Source organism: Leptothrix mechoopdaensis (SeqCode) (genome assembly GCF_053893855.1).
On record NZ_CM132699.1, the window covers coordinates 677613 to 693193 of the forward strand.

The following is a 15581-nucleotide window of genomic DNA, read 5'->3' on the forward strand; positions in this document are numbered from 1 at the left end:
GTCAGGCTTCCAGCCGGGTCACGTGGGTCGAACGCGGCAGCCCGGCGATCCGGTGGCCGCAGCACAGCAGCAGGTCGACGCCGCAGGGGTAGTGGGCGGACTGGGCGATGCGGGCTTCCCAGACCTCGCGGGCGATGCCGGCCACGCGCAGCCGTGCGACCCGCTCGATGCCCGGTCCTTCGAGCGTCAGGATCGCTTCGCCATCGAGCCGCGCAGCCGCCTCGTCCGGCACGCTGTCGAGCGCGTCGACCTCCACGATCAGCGTCGCGGACGTGTGCGGTGCCACGTCGGTGCCGGGCCGCAGGCGCGACCACAGCGGCAGCGTCAGCGCCGAGGCGCGCAGGCCGACGATGTCGGCCTCGTCGACCGGATCGACCCAGCGCACGCCGGCATGGAAGCGGGCCCATTCATGCAGCTGCGGCAGGCGCGGTCCGGGCGACCACCACAGCGCCGTCTCGTGGTCACACAGCGTCAGCAGCACGGCGGCGGCGGCGGTGCCCAGCGGCAGCGGCGGCCGGCTCGGGTGCTCGAACAGCCCGGCGGGCATTTCATGGACACGGCCGGGCCGCGCCATCGCGTCGAGGACCTGGCGGAACACCGCCTGGGCGCCGTGGACCGGATCGGCCAGACCCGCGGCGGGGCTCATGAGGTCTCGCCTTGCACGGTGTAGAAGGCGACCCGGCTGGTGGCCGAGCGTGCGGCCGAGCGGGCCCGCCGCGCCGTGTTCTCGTGGGCCAGCGGCTGCAGCACCGCGCCGCGCACGTCGGCGGCCTCGTCGGGCAGCTGCATCAGGGCGTCGATGGTGGCGGTCCACAGCGCACGTTCCGGGTCGCGGCCCAGCACGTAGCCGATGCCGATCGGACCGCCGACGTCGTCGGGCCCGTCGCAGCACAGCTGCAGCGCGCAGCGGGTCACCGGCACCTCGCCGAGATGGAAGCGGTCGCCGTCGCGCGAGATCCGCGCACGCAGCATCACCAGGCCGATCTCGGGCGGGCGCAGCACGCGCTCGCGGTGTCGGCCCAGCCAGGGCCGGACCCGTCCGGCCAGCGAGTCGCGGTCACTGGCCGACAGCAGGGCGAGCCACGCCTGGCGGTCGGCGATGGCCGGGTCTTCGCGCGTCGTCGGATCGGTCATGGCGCCTTCACGGTGCGTTTGCAGAATCGGCCGCAGTGTCGACAGCGGCCGTGACACTTTGTTGAAGTGCGCAGCGGCCGCGCGCCGAGTCCGGGTCGCCTCGCGACCCACCGCCATCCCGTCCCATGCACCGTTACGCCGTCTACTACGCCCCGCCTGAGGACCATCCGCTGTGGGAGGCTGGCTGCAGCTGGCTCGGCCGCGATCCGCGTGCCGGCCGGCCGCTGCACCATGCGCCGCCCTGGGGTCGATCGGCCTGGCGCTACGGCTGGCACGCGACGCTGCGCCCGCCGATCCGGCTGGCGCCGCGCATCCGGACCGAGACGCTGCTGCGGCTGCTGGCCGAGATCGCCCAGCGCCACGCGCCCTTCGAACTGCCGCCGCTGCACGTGGCCGGACTGGCCGACTTCATCGCGCTGCGGCCGTCGCTCTCAGGCCGACCGGAACCTGCCGGCGAAGGCCCGCACGGCCGCCTGGCGCGGCTGCAGGCCCTGGCCGACGACGCCTTGATCAGCCTCGACGACCTGCGCGCCGAACCCGACGTGGTCGACCTGGCGCGGCGCGGTGCCGATGCCCGTCTGGACGATGAACAGCGCACGCTGCTGCAGCGCTGGGGCTACCCGCACGTGCTGCACCGCTGGCGCTTCCACATGACCCTGACCGATGGCCTGGAGCCGGCCGAGCGGGCCGTCCGCATCGCCAAGGCCAGCGCGCATTTCGAGCCGGCGCTGAGCCGGCCGGCCCCCGTGCGGGACCTCTGCCTCTACGTCGAACCGGCCGCCGGTGCGCCGATGCAGCTGATCGAGCGCTTCGCGCTGACCGGCAGCCCTCAGGCCGCCAGCCCCAGCGTGTCGATCGCGCCCCACTGAGACTCGGCCGGCGCGGCGTCGTCTTCGAGCACCGCCTCGATCCAGCCCTGGTCCAGCAGTTCCTCGACCGCCTGCGCCACGAACGGCTGCTCGGCCGCCGTCACCAGCATCGCCAGCGGCGAATAGCCGTTCAAGCGCAGCAGCAGCCGCTCCGCCAACGTCGTTGCCCGACCCGTGAGCAGGGCTTGCGACTGCCCCGTCCGGCTGCGGGCATACACGGCTTCAAGGCGGGTCTGCGTCATGTCGGCTCCTGGGTGTCGAAGGCCTGGATCGGCTGTTGACAGGGTTCGCGGCGGAACCCAAGCCGATGAATCTACGGTGTGTGAGCGGCTTTGTCGAGGGGGCTCCACCTTTCCGGGTTGAAGACAGACACCACTCCTGGGGACATGACCGGACATGACCGGACATGACCCATGACCGGGGCCCGCCGCACCAGGCGCCTTCGTCGACTGCCGATTGATCCCCTCGCGCTGAAAGCCGATGATGGTGGCGCAGCGCCCAGGCAGGTGCCATCCACATGCCAGCGCTCGCGAACGGGAGAGGCCATGAGCACCCAGGTGATCTTCGACGACGAGAGCCGTGATCCGGACCGTGACCAGGCGTTCATGAAGGGCGTGAAGCCGCTGCGCGACGCGTGCAGCTCGGCGCGGCTGGTCTCGGTGGAGGGCTTGACGTGATCGGCCCGGCACCCTTGCGCTTGACCGTGCTGGGCAGCGGCTCGGTCGGACTCGCCATCGCGGCAACCTTTGCCCACAGCGGACAAGGCGTGACGCTCCTGGCGCGGGGCTCGGCGGTGCCCGCGCTGCAGTCGCATGGCATCACCGTCACCGGCGTGTGCGGTGAATACGCGATCGAGCCGCACAGGTTGAAGGTCTGCGACGCCAACGATCCCGATCCGCAGGCCATCGCCTGTGACGTGCTGATCGTGGCTACCAAGGCCTATCAGGTCGCGGACGCGCTGAAGAACCTGATGCGCCAGGCGACTGCGACGGCGCCAAGGGCTGTGCTCCTGCTGCAGAACGGCTGGGGCTCGGCCGACGCCGCACGTGCCGTCTTGCCACCCGACGTGCCGGTGTACTCCAGCATCATGATGATCGGCATCGAGCGGCGCAGCCCCACGCACGTGAACGTCAACGTGCAGGCGAGCCCCGTCCGGGTGGGCACCTTGTTCGGTGCGGCGCCGGCCCTCATGAAGGACGCGGTGGCGCGCGGGCAGGCCGGCTTCCTGCCGATGACCTACGAAGACGAGATCGAACCCGCGATCCTCAACAAGTTCCTGTTCAACACCTGCCTCAACGCCATCGGCGCGATCACGCGCATGACCTATGGCGAGCTGGTGAGCAACCCGCACACCCGTCACCTGATCACCCAGCTGGCCGACGAGACGATCCGGGTCGTCCTGGCCGAGCGAGGACTGGCGCTGGCCCTGGATGGCACCACCTACCTCGAAAAGACCTTGACCCCCTTTGTCTTGCCAAAAGCGGCCGCGCATCGTTCATCGATGCTGCAGGACGTGCAAGCCGGGCGCCGAACCGAGGTCGACTTTCTCAACGGCGCCGTCGTCCGCATGGGACAGCGACTGGGCATCGCCACGCCGGCCAACGACGCCCTGGCGAACCTCATTCGCGCCCAGGAAACTCAGGTCGTCGAATGACAACGCACTCGCCATCCGAGAGCCTCAGCAGCGTCGTACGGGCCGAAACGCCGGACGACATCGAGGCTGTGCGCCAGCTGATCCGCAGCTTCGTCCAATGGACCACGACCGAGATCGCCCCATCCGACAACCCGGCCATCTTCGCCGGGCTGGAGACCGAACTGGCCGGTCTGCCAGGACGCTATGGCGCGCCAACTGGCTGCCTTGTGCTGGCGCGGCTGGACGGAGAGCCCGCCGGATGCGTCGCCTTCTATGCGCAAGACGCCGAGACGATCGAGATCAAGCGCATGTTCGTCCTGCCTCAGTCACGCGGCCACGGCATTGGCGACCGGATGCTCGATGTGCTGCTGACGCAAGCCCGATCCGCTGGCTATCGGCGCGCGCGCCTGTCAAGTCACCACAGCATGCACGCTGCCCACGCCATCTACCGGCGCGCGGGCTTCCGGGATGTTTCCGTATCTGCCGAGTTCCCGAGCGCGGTGATTGGCGTCGATGTCTGCATGGAGATGGCGTTGAATGGGGTGACTGTTGAATGAATGGTGAGACGGGGGGGGGTGCGGGGCGGAGAAGTGCAGGGTGGAAGGGAGTTGGTGGGGGCGGGGTGATGGGGCTGCTCAAGAATGGGTGAGGCCGGGCGCCGAAGGTGTGTCGAACGACGGCCTTCGACCCATTGTTGACGTTGTGTCAAGCCCAAAGCTGCCGGTGGCGCAAGCACCACCGTCCTACGTGCCCGGTAAACACCTTGGCCCGACGCTGGAGGTTCACCATAGATCGGTCATACGAAGCGGCAGCGCGCATCGACGGTCCTCACACGCGCGGATGCCGCGCCGGCCTCAAAATCAGGCGCCATGACATCTTCTAGATTGATCACGAGCGTTCAACACGGCGTGTTGACGCTGTCGCTCAACCGGCCCGAGAAGCTGAACGCCATCGACAACGATCTGTCGCGCGATTTGCTGTCCGCGTTGACGATGGCGAGCAGCGATCCATCAGTACGGGTGGTCGTTGTCAACGGCAATGGAAGGGCGTTCTGTGCCGGGCGGGACGTCTCGGCTGCACCTACCGACGAGGACCTTGTACTTGTCCAGGCCGTCTCGAAGGCCATCGTCGGCCTGTCGAAGCCCGTGATCGCAGCTGTGCACGGGTGGACCGTCGGAGCCGGGCTGGAGTGGATGCTCAATGCGGACGTTGTGATCGCCGCGTCGAGCGCCCGGTTCAAGTTGCCCGAGGCATCCATCGGCGTGTTCGTCACGGGTGGCCTCACCGCGACGCTCGCGGCTTACGCGGGACTCTCGCGTGCCAAGGCACTGATGCTGCTTGGCGAGGAGTTCTCGCCGACGCAAGCGCTGGCGTGGGGCATGGTGTGGCGTGTCGTGGCGCCGGACGAGTTCGCCTTGGAGTCTCGTCGCGTGGCCGAGCAGATCGCCTCGCTGCGACCGGAGGTGGTGAGCCAGTACAAGCGGGTGCTCAACGCAGTGGGACTGTCCAGCTTCCATAAGGCCATTGAACTGGAGAACGAGGCCCAGCGAGCCATTGCCGGCCAACAGGTATCTCCTGGTTGATGCTTCCCACCATGATGTGAAGGTCCGCTCCAGGTCCTTGCCGCTTACGTCCGGTTGTGGCCGCCTGCAGTCCCTCAGAGGTCAACAGCCACCTGCCGCATCTGCGGAAGAGCAGTCCACCTCCTCATCGCAGTCCTGCCTCCTTCACCGCCTTGACCCACCGCTTGGCCGGCCTGTCCCAAGCCCTCCTGAACGACTCGCCCTTCTCGCTCAGCATCGCCAGCGCCGGCTAAGCGCGTCCACGTGATGCGCCCAACTGCGCCTCCCCATGCGCGACTCCCTTTCAACGACGGCGAATGCACATCACGCTGACGGGCTCTCAGTTGCCCAGCGTCATCGCATACGCCCATCGGCCGACCAGTCCGCGCCAGACCACGATCTCGCCGGGCGACAAGGGGTGACTGTCTTCACCTTCCGTGCCCACGCCTAACCGGCGGATCGTCACCTGCAGCGTCAGGGCGCCGCGTCGCAGGGTCAGTTCGGCCTGTGGCCAGTGCGATGGCAGGCTGGGTGTGAGCGAGAAGGTCTGCGCGTTCATCTCCAGGCCGAAGATCGACTCGATCGCGGCGCGGTGCAGCCAGCTGGCGCTGCCGGTGTACCAGGTCCAGCCGGCCCGGCCGGCGTGGGGTGGCTGGCTGTAGATGTCCCCGGCGATGGCATAGGGCTCGGCCAGGTACAGGGGCCCCAGCATCGGGTCGGCGCTGCGGTGGGCGGGGCTCAGGTGGGTGAAGGTGCGCCAGGCGTCGTCGGCTTGTCGCTGCGCTGCGGCCGGATCCTCGGACCGCAAGCGGCGCGCCAGCGTGGCCTGGGCCATCAGGGCCCAGATGTAGCCGGGGCGCGGTTCGGCCTGCGCGAACAGGTCGATGCGGGCTTCGGCATTGGCGCAGGCGCCATGCGCCAGGCCGTGCGCGACCTGCTCGCGCGGATGGCCGAGCCGCAGGCCTCGCGCAGGCTCGGCGGACGAGCCTCCTGGGAGGCCTTCAGGAAGTGGAGACGTGCCCGCGTGCGGCCTTGTCGGTGCGGTGCCGAACCCGCCCGTCTCCGGACACGGCCCGGTGCAAGTCCGCATCTCATGTTCCGCAGCTTCCCTGCGACAATGAAAATTGCGTAGGTTCAAGCTGTATTGCCATTCCCTGACCGCCACACGGTCGCGCCGGGAAGTCGGTGGAAGCTGCGCCCGTGGAGGTCCGTGGACCTCTTCCTTCCCGGCGGAAACGTCGAACAGCCACGCACGCGACGATGACCCAGCACCAATCGCTCAAGGACTACGAGGACCTGATCCGCGAGATCCACGAGAAGCACGACTCGATGAGCAAGACCTACCAGAACATCGCGGTCTACCTCACGCAGAACCCCAACGACGTCGCCATCAAGTCGGTCAACTCGATCGGCGAGAGCTGCGGCATCCATGCCTCCAGCTTCGTGCGCTTCGCGCAGTCGCTCGGCTTCAAGGGCTTCAAGGAGCTTCAGGAGGTCTTCCAGCGCCGCCTGTCGACGGCAGCGCCGGGCTTCGAGGCCCGCATCAAGGCGCTCGAAGGTGAACTGGGTGCCGGTGCCGAAGGCGGGCGCAAGTCGCTGCTGAGCGACCTGGTGTTCCGCGACATCGCGTCGCTGCAGGAACTGCTGGCCGACGTCACCGACGAGTACCTGGAAAGCGCGGTGACGCTGATGGAGCGGGCCCGCACGATCTACCTGATCGGCCAGCTGCGCTCGGCGCCGGTGGTCGAGCTGATGCGCTATGTGCTGACCATGCTGGGCAAGCGCACCGTGCTGCTGGACGCCAGCGGCGGCCTGGCCACGCACATGGGCAAGCTGATCGAGCCGGAGGACCTGCTCGTCGCCGTCTCGTTCCGCTTCTATGCCCGCGAGACGGTCAACGTGGCCGAGGACGCGGCCAAGCGCGGCATCCCCATCCTGGCCATCACCGACTCGACGCTGTCGCCGCTGGCCAAGGGCGCGCACGCGCTGTTCACGGTGCCGGAGCACGAGTACATCTTCTCGCGCTCGCTGGCTGCGCCGATGTGCGTGGCGCAGGCGCTGGTGGTGTCGCTGGCCGCGCGCCTGCAGAAGAGCGCGACGGCGCCGCGCATCCCGACCGTGACCCAACCCTGAGGGCTCGCCACGGCCGGGTCCGGGTTCAGGCCGTGGCCGTGTTCAGCTGGGCCCGGTTGATGACGCGATCGAGCCCGATCCTGCCGTCGAAGAAGTCCAGCACGTTCTGCACCGAATGCAGCGCCATGCGCTCGGCGCAGCCTTCGGTCAGGCCGGCGATGTGCGGCGTCAGCAGCACGTTGTCCAGACCGATCAGCGCCGAATCGGGCTTCAGCGGCTCGTCCTCGAAGACATCGAGACCGGCCGCCGCGATCGACCCGGATTGCAGGGCCGCGATCAGCGCCGCCTCGTCGACGATGCCGCCGCGGGCCGAGTTGACCAGCACGGCCGACGGCTTGAGCCGCGCCAGTTCGGCCGCGCCGATCAGCGGCTTGTCGTCGCGCGGCACGTGGATCGAGACCGCATCGGCCCAGGCCAGGCCGTCGTGCAGGTCCGGGACCGGACGCACGTCACCTTCGGGCCAGCCCATCTTCTCCAGGAAGGGGTCATAGGACCGGATCGTCATGCCGAAGCCGGCGGCCATGCGGGCCAGGTGCCGGCCGCTGCGGCCGTAGCCGACGATCAGCAGGTTCTTGCCGGTGAGTTCCTGCGCCTGCAGCTGGTTGCGCCAGGACCAGTTGCCCGATCGCACCGAGCGGTCTGCGCGCATGGCCTGCTTGGCCGTGGCCAGCAGCAGCATCATGCTGTGCTCGGCGACCGCCGCCGAGTTGACGTCACCGCAGACGGCCAGGACGATGCCGCGCTCGATCAGGGACGGCAGGTGGACCGCGTCGTAGCCGACGCCGTGGCGCGAGACGATCTTCAGCCGATGGCCCTGCGCGACGGTGGCGGCCGACAGCGGCTGGGTGCGGATCACCAGCGCATCGGCCTGGCCGATCAGCGGTGCGTAGCTCGGCTCGGAGACTTCCTCGACGTAGTCGTAGGTGACGCCTGGGGCCGACTTCAGCAGCGCGATGCCGCTGGGGTGCAGTTTTCCTGCGACGAGGATGTGGGGCATCAGTAGGCTCCGGGGCGGGCGGACGTTGCGGACTTTTCGGACGTGGCCGGGGCGGCGGTGCTGGCGAGCTCGCGGAAGCGGGCGACGCTCGCCTGGGCGGCGCCGGCCAGCAGGCGCGAGTCGCCCGAGACGGTGGTCATGTCGAAGCCCCAGCCGATGGCGCGGGCCGCGTATTCGGGCGTGCCGCAGTGCAGGGCGGCGCGGATGCCGTGTTTCTGGCAGGCCGCGACGATCTGCTGCAGCGCCGCGATCATCTCGGGCTCCTCGCGGTCGAAGGCCGGTGCGAGACGGCCCTGCGACAGGCTGAAGGTCAGGTCGGCCGGACCGACGTAGATGCCGTCCAGGCCGGGCGTGGCGGCAATCGCGTCGAGGTTGGACATGGCCTCGGCCGTCTCCACCATCGCGAAGGCCAGCACCTCGCCATTGGCCTCGGCGGCGTAGTTCGCGCCGGCCGAGAAGTTGGCCCGGGTCGGGCCGAAGCTGCGCTGGCCGAGCGGCGGGTAACGCAGGTAGCTGACGAACTCGGCGGCCTGCGCGGCGGTGTTGACCATCGGGCAGATCACGCCGTAGGCACCGGCATCCAGCACCTTCATGACGATGCCCGGCTCCAGCCACGGCACACGGGCCAGCAGCACGGTGCCGGAGGCGCGCATGGCCTGGAACATCGGCAGCAGGTCGCCGTAGTCCAGCGCGCCGTGCTGCACGTCGATGCAGATGCTGTCGTAGCCCTGCGCGGCCATGATCTCGGCGGTGAAGGGGTTGCCGATCGACAGCCAGCCGTTCAGCGTCGGCTTGCCTTCGGCCCACAGGGTCTTGAGCTTGTTCTTGATCACGGGCTTGTCTCCATCGGGTGGCGGTCCAGGGCTCGGAGCACGGGGCTCAGAACACGACCTGGGCCAGCTTGGTGTCGAGGTAGTCGGCGATGCCCTCGATGCCGCCCTCGCGGCCCATGCCGGAGTACTTGGTGCCGCCGAACGGCGCCTCGGAGGCCGCCATCGCGAAGCTGTTGATGCCGACCATGCCGGCCTTCAGTTCGGCGACCGTGCGGCGGGCCCGCCTGGCGCTGGTGGTGAAGGCATAGGCCGACAGGCCCATGTCGGAATCGTTGGCGCGGGCCAGCACCTCGTCGTCGCTGCTGAACCGGGTGATCGCCGCGATCGGGCCGAAGTTCTCGCCGGCGAAGGCACGCATCTCGTCGCGCACGTCGACCAGCACGGTCGGGGCGTAGAAGTGGCCGCTGGCGTGCTGCGTCAGGCGATGACCGCCGTGGGCGATGCGGGCGCCCTGGGCCACCGCCTCGTCGACGATCGACTGGATCTCGCTCAGCCGGGCCGCGCTGATCAGCGGGCCCATCTGCACCGACGGGTCCAGGCCGTCGCCGACCTTGAGTGCGGCGGCGCGTTCGACGAAGCCCTTGACGAAGGCATCGTGGATGGACTCGTGGACGAAGAAGCGGTCGGCCGTCACGCAGACCTGGCCGGCATTGGCGAACTTGGTCGGCACCGACACGTTCAGCGCCAGTTCCAGGTCGGCGTCGTCGTAGACGATCAGCGGCGCATTGCCGCCGAGTTCCATCGACACCTTCTTCATCGTGTCGGCGGCGTCGCGGATCATCTGCTGGCCGACCCGGGTCGAGCCGGTCAGCGAGACCTTGCGCACCAGCGGCGAGGCCATGATGGGCTGGTAGGTCGTGGCGGTCGCGCCGACCACCAGGTTGACGACCCCGGCGGGCAGTTGGCCGGCGCGGATGCAGTCGACCATCACCATCGCCACGCCCGGCGTCTGGCTCGACGGCCGCACGATCACCGAACAGCCTGCTGCCAGCGCCGGGGCGACCTTGCGGGCCACCAGCGCGGCGGGGAAGTTCCAGGCGGTGAAGGCGGCGGCGATGCCGACCGGCTCGTGCAGCACCTCGAAGCGGCCACCCGGCACGCGGCTCTCGATCACGCGGCCGTAGATGCGGCGGGCTTCCTCGGCGAACCAGCGGAACTGGTCGATCGACAGGGTCCATTCGCGTTCGGCCTGGGCGATCGGCTTGCCGGTCTCCGACGAGATCATCCGGGCGGCCTCGGGCCGGCGCCGCGTCATCTCGTCGGCGATGGCGTGCAGCGCATCGGCACGCTCGAAGGCCTGCTTGCCGCGCCAGGCCTTCAGGCCCTCGGCGGCGCTGGCGATGGCGTCCTCGGTGTCGGCGACCGTGGCCACCGGGACGCGCCCGAGCGGCTGCTCGGTGACGGGGCTGAGCACGGCAGCCGTGGCGCCGCCACGCGCCTGACGCCACTCGCCGTGGATGAACAGGCCGAAGTTGTCGTACATGGTCACTCCAGTTCGGACAGGCGCACGACCCGGCCTTCGGCGGCGGACTTGATCGCCGCTTCGGCCAGCAGCAGTGCCAGGCGGCCGTCGTCGAAGCCGACCGACGGCGCGCGCTTCTCGCTCACCGCCGAGACGAACTCGTCGATCTCGGCCGAGAAGGCCTCGGCGTAGCGCTCGATGAAGAAGTTCAGGTAGGGCGCCGAGCGGCCGGTGAAGGTCTCCGTGTGCAGCACGCTCTCGTGCGGCTTGCGGTTGTCCGACAGCACCATGCCCAGCGAGCCGAGCGCCTCGACGCGCTGGTCGTAGCCGTAGGCCGCCTGGCGGCAGTTGTTGATGACGCACTGCTGGCCCGACGCGGTGCGCAGCACCACGGTCACGGTGTCGTAGTCGCCCAGACGGTCCATCAGCGCCGGGTCGACCAGGCGGCTGCCCTGGGCCAGCACCTCGACCGGCTCCTCGCCCAGGACGAAGCGGGCCATGTCGAAGTCGTGGATGGTCATGTCGCGGAAGATGCCGCCCGACGCCTCGGTGTAGGCCACCGGCGGCATGCCCGGGTCGCGTGAGGTGATGACGACCTGGCGCAGCGCGCCGACGTCGCCACGCGCCACCGCGTCGCGGGTCGCCTTGTGGCCCGGATCGAAGCGGCGCACGAAGCCCAGCATCACCGGCACCGTGGTGCCGCGGATCTTCGCGGCGCACTGGTTGACGCGCGCTAGGCTCAGGTCGATCGGCTTCTCGCACAGCACCGGCTTGCCGGCGGCGACGGCGCGTTCGAGTAAGTCCGCATGTGTGCTGGTCGATGTTGCAATGAGAATTGCATCAACAACGTCAGATGAAAGAATGTTGTCGATCGACGGTGCGACCGGCACGTTCAGCTCCCGTCCGATGCGCTCGGCGGCCGCGACATCGATGTCGTAGACGCAAGCCAGCCGGGCACGGGGGTGCTTGGCGATGTTTCGGGCGTGCATCTGGCCGATCCGGCCGCAACCCAGCACTGCAATGTTCAACATGTCTGCCTCCAGTGTTGCAATGATATTTGCAGCAATGTAGACTTGTCAACAATCGATTCGGACACGGCCAGGCGGCCCACCGGACGGCGACCCCCCAAGTTGGAGAACCCCATGGCCCAGACCACCCTTCGGCTGACGATGGCGCAAGCCCTCGTGCGCTACCTGCAGAACCAGTACACCGTGATCGACGGCCAGCGCGTCCCGCTGTTCGCGGGCGTGTTCGCGATCTTTGGCCACGGCAACGTGACCTGCCTGTCCGAGGCGCTGGAGGCGGTCAAGGACGAGTTCCCGACCTGGCGCGGCCAGAACGAGCAGTCGATGGCGCTGGCCGCGATCGGCTTCGCCAAGGCCAAGCGGCGTCGCCAGATCATGGTGGCCGCCACCTCGATCGGCCCGGGCGCCGCCAACATGGTCACCGCCGCCGGCGTGGCACATGCCAACCGCCTGCCGGTGCTGCTGCTGGCCGGCGACACCTTCGCCAACCGCCTGCCCGATCCGGTGCTGCAGCAGGTCGAGCACTACGGCAACCCGACGACGACGGTCAACGACTGCTTCAAGGCCGTCTCCCGCTACTGGGACCGCATCACGCTGCCCGAGCAGATCATCACCTCGCTGCCGCAGGCGGTCGCGGCGATGCTCGATCCGGCCGACTGCGGCCCCGCCTTCATCGGTCTGTGCCAGGACACCCAGGAAGTCGCCTTTGACTACCCGGTCGCCTTCTTCGAGCCGACCACCTGGACGATCCCGCGCCCGCGCGCCGACCGCCAGAAGGTGCGCGACGCGATCGAGCTGCTGAAGTCGGCCAAGGCGCCGCTGATCATCTCGGGCGGCGGCGTGCGCTATTCGCAGGCCGAGGAAGCGGTCGCGAAGTTCGCGCTGGAGCGTGGCATCCCGCTGGTCGAGACCATTGCCGGCAAGGGCGGCGTGACGCACGACCACCCGGCCCACGCCGGCCCGATCGGCATCATCGGCTCGACCTCGGCCAACGCGCTGGCCGCCGGCGCCGACGTGATCCTGGCCATCGGCACGCGCCTGCAGGACTTCACCACCGGTTCGTGGACCGCCTTCCGCCAGGACGCCCGCTTCATCAGCGTCAACACCGCCCGCTGGGACGCCACCAAGCACCGCGCGCTGGCGGTGGTGGGCGATGCGCTGGAGACGGTCGGCGAGATCGAGCAGGGCCTGGGCGACTGGCGCGCACCGGTCGGCTGGACCGCCAAGTCGCGCGTGCTGTTCTCCGAATGGGAGGCGCTGCTGGACGACTTCAAGAAGGACAAGGGCGACGCGAAGGTGCCGACCTATGCCCAGGTCGTCGAGGTCATCAACCGCGGCGCCCGCGCCGACGACACGCTGATCACCGCCGCCGGCGGCCTGCCCGGCGAGGTCACCAAGGGCTGGCGCGTCAAGCAGCCGCACACCTTCGACTGCGAGTTCGGCTTCAGCTGCATGGGCTACGAGATCGCCGCCGGCTGGGGCCATGCGCTGGCCAAGGGCACCCCCGGTGGCGGCACCGGCACGCCGGTCGTCATGCTGGGTGACGGCACCTACATGATGATGAACTCGGACATCTACTCGTCCGTGCTGTCGGGCCACAAGATGATCGTGGTGGTCTGCGACAACGCCGGCTACGCCGTCATCAGCCGCCTGCAGACCTTCAAGGGCGTGCCCGGCTTCAACAACCTGCTGAAGGACTGCCGCGTCGTCGAGCCCTTCCAGGTCGACTTCGCCAGGCATGCCGAATCGATGGGCGCGCTGGCCCGCCGCTGCACCACGCTGGCCGAGCTGGCCGATGCCTTCGAGTGGGCGCAGGGCAACGACCGCACCACCGTGCTGACCATCGCCACCGATGCCTACGCCTGGGTGCCGGGTGATGCCGACTGGGACGTCGGCGTGCCCGAGGTCAGCAACCGCCCGTCGGTCCAGGCCGCCCGCGAGGCGCAGCTGCTGATCCGCAGCAAGCAGCGCGTCGGCGTCTGAGCGACGTCGTCGCGCCTCAATCTTTTTTTCCGGAGCAGCACATGAACAGAGTGGATGGAAAGGTGGCCGTCGTCACCGGTGGCACGCAGGGCCTGGGCGCCGCCGTGGCACGACAGCTGGCGCTGGCCGGCGCGGCCGGCCTGGTGATCTGCGGCCGCAGTGCCGACAAGGGCCGCGCGGTGGCCGAGCGCATCCAGGGCGAGATGGGCGTCAAGACCGTCTTCGTCGCCGCCGACCTGGGCCAGGTGGCCGATTGCCGTGGCGTGATCGCCGCGGCCGACGAGGCCTTCGGCCGCGTCGACGTGCTGGTCAACGCGGCCGGCCTGACCGATCGCGGCAACCTGCTGAACACGTCCGAGGAGCTGTTCGACCGCATGTTCGCGGTCAACGTCCGCGCGCCGTTCTTCCTGATGCAGGACGCCGTCAAGCTGATGATCCGCGACGGCATCCAGGGCGCCATCGTCAACATCGGCTCGACCTCCGAACGCGCCGGCCAGCCCTTCCTGTCGCCGTATTCGTCTTCCAAGGGCGCGCTCGCCACGCTGACCCGCAACTCCGGCTACGCGCTGATGCGCAACCGCATCCGCGTCAACCAGCTCGACATCGGCTGGATGGCCTCGGACGGCGAGGACCGCGTCCAGCGCGAGTACCACCACGCCGATCCGGACTGGCTCGCCAAGGCCGCCGCCGCGCAACCCTTCGGCCGTCTGCTCGACCCGGCCGAAGTGGCCCGTGCGGTGGCCTTCCTGGCCAGCGACGACAGCGGAATGATGACCGGCTCGGTGATCCATTTCGACCAGTCGGTCTGGGGCGCCTATGACGGCGGCCCGCCGGCACCCGCCGACGTGCTGAGCGCCTGAACCCGACACCCCAAGGACAAGCACCATGCGCACCATCAAGGGCCCCGGCGTCTACCTGGCGCAGTTCGCGACCGACGAAGCCCCCCACAACACCTTGCCCACCATCGGCCGCTGGGCCGCCGACAAGGGCTTTGCCGGCGTGCAAATCCCCACCTGGGACACCCGCCTGATCGACCTCAAGCGGGCGGCCGAGAGCCAGACCTATTGCGACGAGCTGATCGGCGCGCTGCACGAGAGCGGCGTGCAGATCACCGAGCTGGCCTCGCACATCACCGGCCAGCTGGTGGCCGTTCATCCGGCCCATGACCAGATCATGGACGCCTTCGCACCGGCCGCCTTCCGCGGCAACCCGGCCGCCCGCCAGGCCTGGGCGGTCGAGCAGATGGGCTACTGCGCGCGGGCCTCGCGCCGGCTCGGCATCGACCGGCACGTGTCCTTCACCGGCTCGCTGCTGTGGCCCTATCTCTACCCGTACCCGCAGTGGCCCGAGGGCCTGGTCGACGAGGCCTTCGACGAGCTGGCCACGCGCTGGCGGCCGATCCTCGACCAGTTCGACGAGCAGGGTGTCGACCTGTGCTTCGAGGTCCACCCGTGCGAGGACGTGCACGACGGCCTGAGCTTCGAGATGTTCCTCGAACGCGTCGGCAACCATCGCCGCTGCAACATGCTCTTCGACCCCAGCCACTTCGTGCTGCAGTCGCTCGACTACCTGGCCTTCATCGACCACTACCACGAGCGGATCAAGATGTTCCACGTCAAGGACGCGGAGTTCCGCCCGAACGGCAAGACCGGTGCCTATGGCGGCTTCCAGCCGTGGAAGAACCGGGCCGGGCGTTTCCGCTCGCTCGGTGACGGCCAGGTCGACTTCGGCGCGATCTTCTCGAAGCTCGCGACCTACGACTTCGACGGCTGGGCCGTGCTGGAGTGGGAGTGTTTCCTGAAGAACTCCGAGGACGGCGCGGCCGAAGGCGCGCGCTTCATCCGCGACCACATCATCAAGGTGTCCGAACGGGCCTTCGATGACTTCGTGCGCTCGGGCGCCGACAAGGCGGCCAACCGCGAGATGCTGGGGCTCAACCGCTGAGCCACC

Annotated in this window: 17 protein-coding genes; 9 read left to right on the forward strand and 8 right to left on the reverse strand. The window is 69.1% G+C overall.

The genetic code is table 11. The features are described 5' to 3' along the window. Nucleotide 1 precedes the first annotated feature (1 nt). Both phnH and phnG read right to left on the reverse strand, forming a co-directional pair. Nucleotides 2-646, reverse strand: a complete 645-nt coding sequence (phnH, locus tag ACWA7K_RS03085) for a phosphonate C-P lyase system protein PhnH (RefSeq protein WP_456165546.1) — start codon at nt 644-646, stop codon at nt 2-4. Then, on the reverse strand, nt 643-1134 hold the full coding sequence (gene phnG / locus ACWA7K_RS03090; protein ID WP_456165548.1) for a phosphonate C-P lyase system protein PhnG: 492 nt from the start codon (nt 1132-1134) through the stop codon (nt 643-645). Before phnG ends, phnH begins: the two co-directional genes overlap by 4 nt. Before the next feature lie 125 nt (nt 1135-1259). Between phnG and ACWA7K_RS03095 the strand changes: the two genes are divergently transcribed. Beyond that, the gene (locus ACWA7K_RS03095) at nt 1260-2003 is read left to right on the forward strand and encodes a DUF1045 domain-containing protein (protein ID WP_456165550.1); all 744 of its coding nucleotides are present in this window, start codon (nt 1260-1262) and stop codon (nt 2001-2003) included. Here ACWA7K_RS03095 and ACWA7K_RS03100 read toward each other — a convergent pair. Further along, the gene (locus ACWA7K_RS03100) at nt 1964-2245 is read right to left on the reverse strand and encodes a hypothetical protein (protein ID WP_456165552.1); all 282 of its coding nucleotides are present in this window, start codon (nt 2243-2245) and stop codon (nt 1964-1966) included. The two genes, ACWA7K_RS03095 and ACWA7K_RS03100, sit on opposite strands and share 40 nt — an antisense overlap. Nucleotides 2246-2548: 303 nt before the next feature. On the opposite strand from ACWA7K_RS03100, the gene ACWA7K_RS03105 reads away from it, so the two are divergent. The 4 genes from ACWA7K_RS03105 (at nt 2549) to ACWA7K_RS03120 (ending at nt 5219) form a co-directional block, all read left to right on the forward strand. Continuing rightward, nucleotides 2549-2680, forward strand: coding sequence for a hypothetical protein (locus tag ACWA7K_RS03105; protein WP_456165554.1), 132 nt, complete (start codon nt 2549-2551; stop codon nt 2678-2680). After that, the gene (locus ACWA7K_RS03110; protein WP_456210334.1) at nt 2677-3657 is read left to right on the forward strand and encodes a ketopantoate reductase family protein; all 981 of its coding nucleotides are present in this window, start codon (nt 2677-2679) and stop codon (nt 3655-3657) included. The genes ACWA7K_RS03105 and ACWA7K_RS03110 overlap by 4 nt, the downstream gene beginning before the upstream one ends. Further along, a complete protein-coding gene (locus ACWA7K_RS03115) occupies nt 3654-4193 on the forward strand; it encodes a GNAT family N-acetyltransferase (RefSeq protein ID WP_456165556.1) in 540 nt (179 codons plus the stop codon). The genes ACWA7K_RS03110 and ACWA7K_RS03115 overlap by 4 nt, the downstream gene beginning before the upstream one ends. A 351-nt stretch (nt 4194-4544) precedes the next feature. Then, nucleotides 4545-5219: an enoyl-CoA hydratase/isomerase family protein gene (locus ACWA7K_RS03120; protein ID WP_456165557.1), complete on the forward strand. Its 675-nt coding sequence runs from the start codon at nt 4545-4547 to the stop codon at nt 5217-5219. Nucleotides 5220-5538: 319 nt separating this feature from the next. Here the strand turns inward: ACWA7K_RS03120 and ACWA7K_RS03125 are convergent, their stop codons facing one another. Next, nucleotides 5539-6288 (reverse strand): GH36-type glycosyl hydrolase domain-containing protein, encoded by a 750-nt coding sequence (locus ACWA7K_RS03125; protein WP_456165559.1) that lies wholly within the window; start codon nt 6286-6288, stop codon nt 5539-5541. 170 nt (nt 6289-6458) lie between these two features. Between ACWA7K_RS03125 and ACWA7K_RS03130 the strand changes: the two genes are divergently transcribed. Then, complete coding sequence (locus tag ACWA7K_RS03130; RefSeq protein ID WP_456165560.1) at nt 6459-7331, forward strand: MurR/RpiR family transcriptional regulator; 873 nt, start codon at nt 6459-6461, stop codon at nt 7329-7331. A gap of 25 nt (nt 7332-7356) precedes the next feature. On the opposite strand, the gene ACWA7K_RS03135 is transcribed toward ACWA7K_RS03130, so the two are convergent. From ACWA7K_RS03135 to iolG, 4 genes are read right to left on the reverse strand one after another with little or no spacing between them, the layout of a single operon-like run. Then, nucleotides 7357-8328 (reverse strand): hydroxyacid dehydrogenase, encoded by a 972-nt coding sequence (locus ACWA7K_RS03135; RefSeq protein ID WP_456165562.1) that lies wholly within the window; start codon nt 8326-8328, stop codon nt 7357-7359. Next, nucleotides 8328-9161: an HpcH/HpaI aldolase family protein gene (locus ACWA7K_RS03140; protein WP_456165564.1), complete on the reverse strand. Its 834-nt coding sequence runs from the start codon at nt 9159-9161 to the stop codon at nt 8328-8330. Before ACWA7K_RS03140 ends, ACWA7K_RS03135 begins: the two co-directional genes overlap by 1 nt. 46 nt (nt 9162-9207) lie before the next feature. Further along, entirely contained in the window at nt 9208-10644 is a 1437-nt protein-coding gene (locus tag ACWA7K_RS03145) for an NAD-dependent succinate-semialdehyde dehydrogenase (RefSeq protein ID WP_456165566.1), read from the reverse strand. 2 nt (nt 10645-10646) lie between these two features. Then, nucleotides 10647-11654: an inositol 2-dehydrogenase gene (gene iolG, locus ACWA7K_RS03150; RefSeq protein ID WP_456165568.1), complete on the reverse strand. Its 1008-nt coding sequence runs from the start codon at nt 11652-11654 to the stop codon at nt 10647-10649. A gap of 111 nt (nt 11655-11765) precedes the next feature. Here iolG and iolD point away from each other — a divergent pair, with 111 nt between their 5' ends. From iolD to ACWA7K_RS03165, 3 genes are read left to right on the forward strand one after another with little or no spacing between them, the layout of a single operon-like run. After that, entirely contained in the window at nt 11766-13631 is a 1866-nt protein-coding gene (gene iolD / locus ACWA7K_RS03155) for a 3D-(3,5/4)-trihydroxycyclohexane-1,2-dione acylhydrolase (decyclizing) (RefSeq protein ID WP_456165570.1), read from the forward strand. Between the two features lie 41 nt (nt 13632-13672). Then, nucleotides 13673-14491, forward strand: a complete 819-nt coding sequence (locus ACWA7K_RS03160; protein WP_456165572.1) for an SDR family oxidoreductase — start codon at nt 13673-13675, stop codon at nt 14489-14491. A 25-nt stretch (nt 14492-14516) separates the two neighbouring features. Next, nucleotides 14517-15575 (forward strand): sugar phosphate isomerase/epimerase family protein, encoded by a 1059-nt coding sequence (locus ACWA7K_RS03165; protein ID WP_456165574.1) that lies wholly within the window; start codon nt 14517-14519, stop codon nt 15573-15575. The last annotated feature ends 6 nt before the right edge of the window (nt 15576-15581 follow it).